Origin of the sequence: Azospirillum sp. B506 (assembly GCF_000333595.1) — a bacterium.
GTDB lineage: Bacteria > Pseudomonadota > Alphaproteobacteria > Azospirillales > Azospirillaceae > Azospirillum.
Genome location: NZ_BADK01000703.1, coordinates 1 through 5,889, shown reverse-complemented (window position 1 = coordinate 5,889; position 5,889 = coordinate 1). Strand labels below are relative to the sequence as shown.

The window sequence follows — 5,889 nt, the reverse complement described above, 5'->3', positions numbered from 1 at the left end:
ATGACGTTGATGAAGTCGAAGACCACCCGGCGCTCGCACCCCATCACCAGGTCCAGGTTGCGCAGGCCAACGTCGAAATCGATGACGACCGTCTTGAAGCCGCGAAGCGCCAGCCCGGTTGCAAAGGCCGCGGACGAGGTCGTCTTGCCGACACCGCCCTTGCCGGAGGTCATGACGATGATCTTGCTCAACGGAGCCTCTCCCATAATCCCAAAGTTGCCGTCACCGATACCGGACACCATCCGAAGAGCATCGCCTTCACGCAGGAGTCCATAACTTCAGTCCTCAGACCGTCTTCAGCAAATCCATGCTGAGGACGCCGTCGCGCAGGAAAACCTGCACGGCTTTCTTATAAAAGTCACTGCCGATGTCTTCGCTGACGCGATAATTGCCTGCGACCGATAGCACCTCCGCCTCCAGGCTGTGGCAGAAGATGCGGGCGTTGGTGTCGCCGGAAAAGCCGGCCAGCGCCCGGCCGCGCAACGCGCCATAGACATGGATGTTGCCGTCGGCCAGCAGTTCCGCTCCCGGAGAGACGGAGCTGGTGACGATCAGGTCGGTCTTCTCGGCATAGACCCGCATGCCGGACCGCACCGGCTCGGTCACCACCACGGTCGGGCGGTGGACGACCTCGATCAGCACCTGCGGCGCCGGGATCGGGGCCTGCTGGTCGTGCTGCCGCGGATCGGGGGCCTTCACCACCTCCTCCAGCTTGGCGGCGCGGCCCGAGGGCATCGGCGTCAGCCCGACGGCCGCCGCCGCCTCACGCACCGGCTGCGGTCCGCCCTGGAAGCCGACCGGCAGCAGGTGCAGCGCCTGCACCTGCGCCACGAAGGCGCCCAGATCGAAGACGATGCTCTCCGGCAGGTCGTCGAAGTCGAGCACGACCGGCGCATTGCGGAAGAAATTGGGCGCCTGGCGTACCTTGACGCTCAGTTGTGTGAAGAAATCCGGCGATGTCGGGGCGAAAACCTTCAGCACCATCATGGTGAAGGAGTTGCCACGCAACTGGAACGGCACATCCCGTTCGGCGACCTGACTGGCGCTGCTCACCGTAGCCTTCCCGTTCGTTCCTGCCGTCCCGTGCCGTGCATCCGGTTCACCCGTGCGCCCGTAACCGCCCTGCAACCGCCGGTGCGCAGCCCCGGCATCGAGCCAGCCAATCAGCGCCTTCTAGCCGTCCACACCGGTCGGATTCAAGAGTTTCACCACCCCACGGGTGACATTCGGACGCTCTGTTGCCGGACGCCATGTCGCCGCCCGCACTTCGGCAAACGGCGAGCATCTCCGGCCCCTCCCCGACCATAATCGGATGCGACGACCTGAGATCGCGGCCCGCCACCATGGATGACAGGCGATGGTTGCAACGTGACGTTCGGATTCCCCCGTGGCCAACCATAGTAATGAAAGCACGCAGCAGCGGCAAAGCCTTTCGGCCGGCTCGGTCGGAAGGCTATCCGACGGCCGGTCCGGCTCGGCGGAAAGGGTTACCAACCCCGCTCTCGCGGCATTCCCGCGGCACCCACACCACATCTGGTATGAATATTTTGCGTCGGCCGCAATTTTGACTGACGCGGCGCGTTGTGACCGGTACAGTCTGGTTGCGTGGCTTCCAACGACGACGAGGTTCTCTTGCACCTTGCTTCGCCCACAGAGCAGCTCCCCCGCCGGCCCGCACCGGCATGCCCGGAACCGGCACAGCGTCCGGCCGCAGCATGCGGTGGGGCACCCGGCGAAGCACTCGTCACCACGCACCGATGCGACTGTTCGAGCCTCCCCCTTGCGGGAGGTTTTTTTGTGCCCGGACTCCCCTGTCCAGGGTTTGGCGCCACCCCCACCATTCGAGGAGATGCGACATGGCCAAGCGTTCGAGCAAAGGCATCGCTGCGGCGGACGACTCCACCGTCCACCCGCTTTTCCCCGGCATGACCGCCCCCGCCGCCTTCGGCTGGGATCCGCTCGGTGGGAACGAGGATCGCCGCGACCAGAGCTATCTCCGCAAGGTGAAGCCGCAGAACCCCAACCAGAAACTTCTGATGGACGCCATCAAGACGCACAATCTGGTGGTGGCGCTGGGGCCGGCGGGCACCGGCAAGACCTACATCGCCATCTCCTCGGCGGTGGAGGCGCTGGAATCGGGCAGCGTCGACCGCATCGTCCTGTCCCGCCCCGCCATCGAGGCCGGCGAGAGCATCGGCTATCTGCCCGGCGACATGCATGAGAAGATGGCGCCCTTCCTGCGCCCGCTCTACGACGCGCTGACCGACCGGCTGGGATCGAAGCGGCTGCGGATGATGATGGCCGACGGCACCATCGAGATCGCCCCGGTCGGCTTCATGCGCGGCCGCACCCTGAACAACGCCTTCGTGGTGATCGACGAGGCGCAGAACTGCACCTATGCCCAGATCAAGATGCTGCTGACCCGGCTGGGCTGGCACTCCACCATGGTGCTGACCGGCGATCCCGACCAGACCGACCTGCTGGACAACCTGTCCGGACTGGCCGACATCGCCCGCCGGCTGGAGGCGGTGGAGGGAATCGCCGTCGCCCGCCTGACCGAGAAGGACATCGTCCGCCATCCGCTGGTCGCCAGCATGCTGACGGTGCTCTGACCGCGGTTGGCTTCAGGGGGTTGCAGGGGAGGCGCACGGGCTGCGCCTCCCGCCACTCTGCTGCCGCTGGCCCGCGCCCGATTGTCGCACAGAACACTCAATTATGGTTGCAAATATGACATTCTGCTGAACCGAGCATGGAATATACAAACAAATTGCCTTGACGCCCCGTCCCGCCGCGGCAAAAGTCCCGATAATTATAGGGACATCGCCGTTTCGTTTCCGGAGGGGGTTGCAACCGTGACCGTTGCCTTGTTCGAACGCATCAGCATCAGGGGCAAGATCGGGCTGATCCTGGCCGCGGCCGGCTTCGGGCTGGCCCTGGTCGCCGTGGTCAGCCTGCTGGGCCTGCGCGCCGAGATGATGGCCGACCGCCAGGACAAGACCCGCAACGTCGTCGAGGTCGCCCACAGCCTGATCGCCCATTTCGAAGCGCAGGAACGCGCCGGCTCCCTCCCGCGGGCCGAGGCACAGGCCCGGGCCAAGGCGGCGCTGAAGGCTCTGCGGCACGATGGCGACGAGTATTTCTTCATCACCGACCTCGTCCCGCGCATGGTCATGCACCCGATCAAGCCGGAGCTGGACGGCACCGATGTCTCGCGCACCGCCGACCCCAACGGCAAGCGGCTGTTCCAGGAGTTCGTCCGGATGGTGAAGGCCGACGGCGCCGGCTTCGTCGATTATCTCTGGCCCCGGCCGGGATCGGCGGAGCCGGTGGCCAAGCTGTCCTACGTCAAGGGGTTCGCTCCCTGGGGCTGGCTCGTCGGATCCGGCATCTACATCGACGATGTCGACGTCGCCTTCCGCCAGGCGGCATTGCGGCTGGCCGGCACCGGGCTGCTGATCGGGCTGGCTGCCGTGCTGCTGGCCCTGCTGGTCAGCCGGGCCATCGTCCGGCCGCTCGACGGGCTGGGCCGCGTCATGCAGGATCTCGCCGGCGGCGACAGCGCGGTTTCCGTCCCCGGCCTGAAGCGCGCCGACGAGATCGGCGCAATGGCGCGGACGGTCGAGGTCTTCCGCGTCCAGCAGATCGACCTCGCCCGCCATTGGGACCGGCAGAAGATCGAGCATCGGGTGACCGAGCAGCGCGCGGGCGCGCTGAAGCGGCTGACCGACCGTTTCGACGCCACCATCGCCGAGACGATCCGCAGCGTCGGCAGCGCCGTGGACACGCTGGAGACCACCGCCCGCGCCCTGTCGGCCACCGCCGACCGCAACCGTCGCGAGGCGATCTCCGTCGCCGGCGCCTCGCAGCAGGCCACCAGCAGCGTGCAGACCGTCGCCGCGGCGGCGGAGCAGTTGACCGGCTCCATCGCCGTGATCGGCGAGCAGGTGGTGACCTCCTCCGCCATCTCGACCCAGGCGGTCGAGGCGTCGCAGCGGGCGGGAGAACGGATCGACGGGCTGGGCCACGCCGCGCAGAAGATCGGCGAGGTGGCCGACCTGATCGCCGGCATCGCCGGGCAGACCAACCTGCTGGCGCTGAACGCCACCATCGAGGCGGCGCGGGCCGGCGAGATGGGCAAGGGATTCGCCGTGGTCGCCGGCGAGGTGAAGTCCCTGGCCGGCCAGACCGCCAAGGCGACCGAGGAGATCGCCCGCCACATCGCCGAGGTGCAGGAGGCGACGCGCGCCGCCGTCGACGCGATCCGCGAGATCGGCTCCATCGTCGCCCGCAGCGACGAGATCGGCACCTCCATCGCCTCCGCCGTCCAGCAGCAGGGCGCCGCCACCGGGGAGATCGCCCGCAGCGCCGGAGACGCGGCCGACGGCACCCGTCAGGTTTCCACCAGCATCGACGCGGTGTCCGAAGCGGCGCGGGAGACCGAACGGTCGGCCGATGCCCTGCTGGACGCCGCCGGCGGCCTGTCGCGGCAAGCACTGGGCCTGCGCGGCATGGTCGATTCCTTCCTGGTCAATGTCGGCGCGATCAACGCCGCACCGCTCGCCGACCTGCACAATGCCCGCTCGGACGGTGCGGAGATCTTCATGCCCTGGACCGATGCGCTGGCGGTCGGCGAGGACGGCATCGACACCGACCACATGATCCTGATCGCCCTGATGAACGAGGCCGCCTCCCTCGCCCAGCGCACCAGAAACGGATCGCGGCACCAGGGAAGCGCCGACCCCGGCGCCCCGGTCAAGGCGCTGGCTGATTCCGTCGGCCGGCTGCTGACCTACACCGCCCTGCATTTCGAGCAGGAGGAACGGCTGATGGAGCAGTGCGGCTATCCCGGCATCGTCGCCCACAAGGCCCAGCACGAGGCGCTGCGCACCCGCGCGGACAAGCTGCGCCGCCGCCTGGAGGCCGGCGACTCCGTGGCCGACGAGCTGCTGGCCCTGGTGCGCGAATGGCTGTTCGAGCACATCCAGCGCGCCGACAAGCGCATCGGCGAGCATATCGCGGCCAGCGGGCGGAGTGGAACCGGACAGGCGGCCGGCCGGGCAATGGTCGCGGCGAAGGCGGAAGCGGCCTGATCGGCAGAGGACGCCATGTGAGGGCGCGCCCCTTGACCTGGAGAGCGGACGGCCCCATTCCTGACGGACCATGAACACACGACTCCTGCGCATCGCCGCCGCCTCCGTCCTCGCCATTGCCGTGTCCGCCGGGATCGCCTGGTGGCAGGTGCGCAGCGCCGCCACCACGGTGGACAGCGGCACGAAGTCCGCCGTTCCCATCGGCGGTCCCTTCACACTGACCGACCAACTGGGCAAGTCGGTCACCGACGCCGATTTCCGCGGCAAGTATATGCTGATCTATTTCGGCTATACCTATTGCCCGGACGTCTGTCCGACCGAGCTGGGGGTGATGACCCAGGCGCTCGACCAGTTGGGGCCGAAAGCGGAGCAGGTCCGGCCGGTTTTCATCACGATCGACCCGGACCGCGACACTGTGGCGCACATGAAGGACTATGTGGCGCTGTTCCACCCGCGGATGGTCGGGCTGACCGGCACGCCGGAGCAGGTGCGGGACGCCGCGCGGGCCTATCGCGTCTATTATGCCAAGGCGCCGCAAAAGGATGGAAAACCGGACGAGTACCTGATGGATCACTCCAGCTTTATTTACCTGATGGGGCCGGACGGGAAATTCGTCGGGGTGTATCCGGGCGGGACAGGCGCCGACAAGATCGTGCAGGATCTCTCGTCGCGGATCGCGGGCTGAACGGGGCGGACCGGGCGAAAAGCGGCGGAAAAACCCTGAAAAGCGGTCATACCACCGGGTTTTTTCGCATGCGGAGCGGGACAACGCGCCGCAGCGCGGCAAAATCGATGCTTC

Annotated in this window: 5 protein-coding genes; 3 read left to right on the top strand and 2 right to left on the bottom strand. The window is 67.3% G+C overall.

Annotated elements, in window-relative coordinates; all coding sequences use genetic code 11:
• Both I71_RS21060 and minC read right to left on the bottom strand, forming a co-directional pair.
• Positions 1–191: P-loop NTPase (locus I71_RS21060; RefSeq protein ID WP_042697623.1), on the bottom strand; the 191-nt coding region annotated here is incomplete at its 3' end.
• A gap of 94 nt (positions 192–285) precedes the next feature.
• Positions 286–1,053 carry a septum site-determining protein MinC gene (minC, locus tag I71_RS21055; RefSeq protein ID WP_042697620.1) on the bottom strand — a complete coding sequence of 256 codons (768 nt, stop codon included), beginning with the start codon at positions 1,051–1,053 and terminating at the stop codon, positions 286–288.
• Positions 1,054–1,856: 803 nt separating this feature from the next.
• Here minC and I71_RS21050 point away from each other — a divergent pair.
• The 3 genes from I71_RS21050 to I71_RS21040 all read left to right on the top strand — a co-directional run bounded on the left by I71_RS21050 (position 1,857) and on the right by I71_RS21040 (position 5,775).
• Positions 1,857–2,612, top strand: coding sequence for a PhoH family protein (locus tag I71_RS21050; protein WP_042697618.1), 756 nt, complete (start codon positions 1,857–1,859; stop codon positions 2,610–2,612).
• A gap of 240 nt (positions 2,613–2,852) precedes the next feature.
• Positions 2,853–5,090 (top strand): bacteriohemerythrin, encoded by a 2,238-nt coding sequence (locus I71_RS21045; RefSeq protein WP_042697614.1) that lies wholly within the window; start codon positions 2,853–2,855, stop codon positions 5,088–5,090.
• A 70-nt stretch (positions 5,091–5,160) separates the two neighbouring features.
• Positions 5,161–5,775 carry an SCO family protein gene (locus tag I71_RS21040; protein WP_042697611.1) on the top strand — a complete coding sequence of 205 codons (615 nt, stop codon included), beginning with the start codon at positions 5,161–5,163 and terminating at the stop codon, positions 5,773–5,775.
• Positions 5,776–5,889 lie beyond the last annotated feature (114 nt).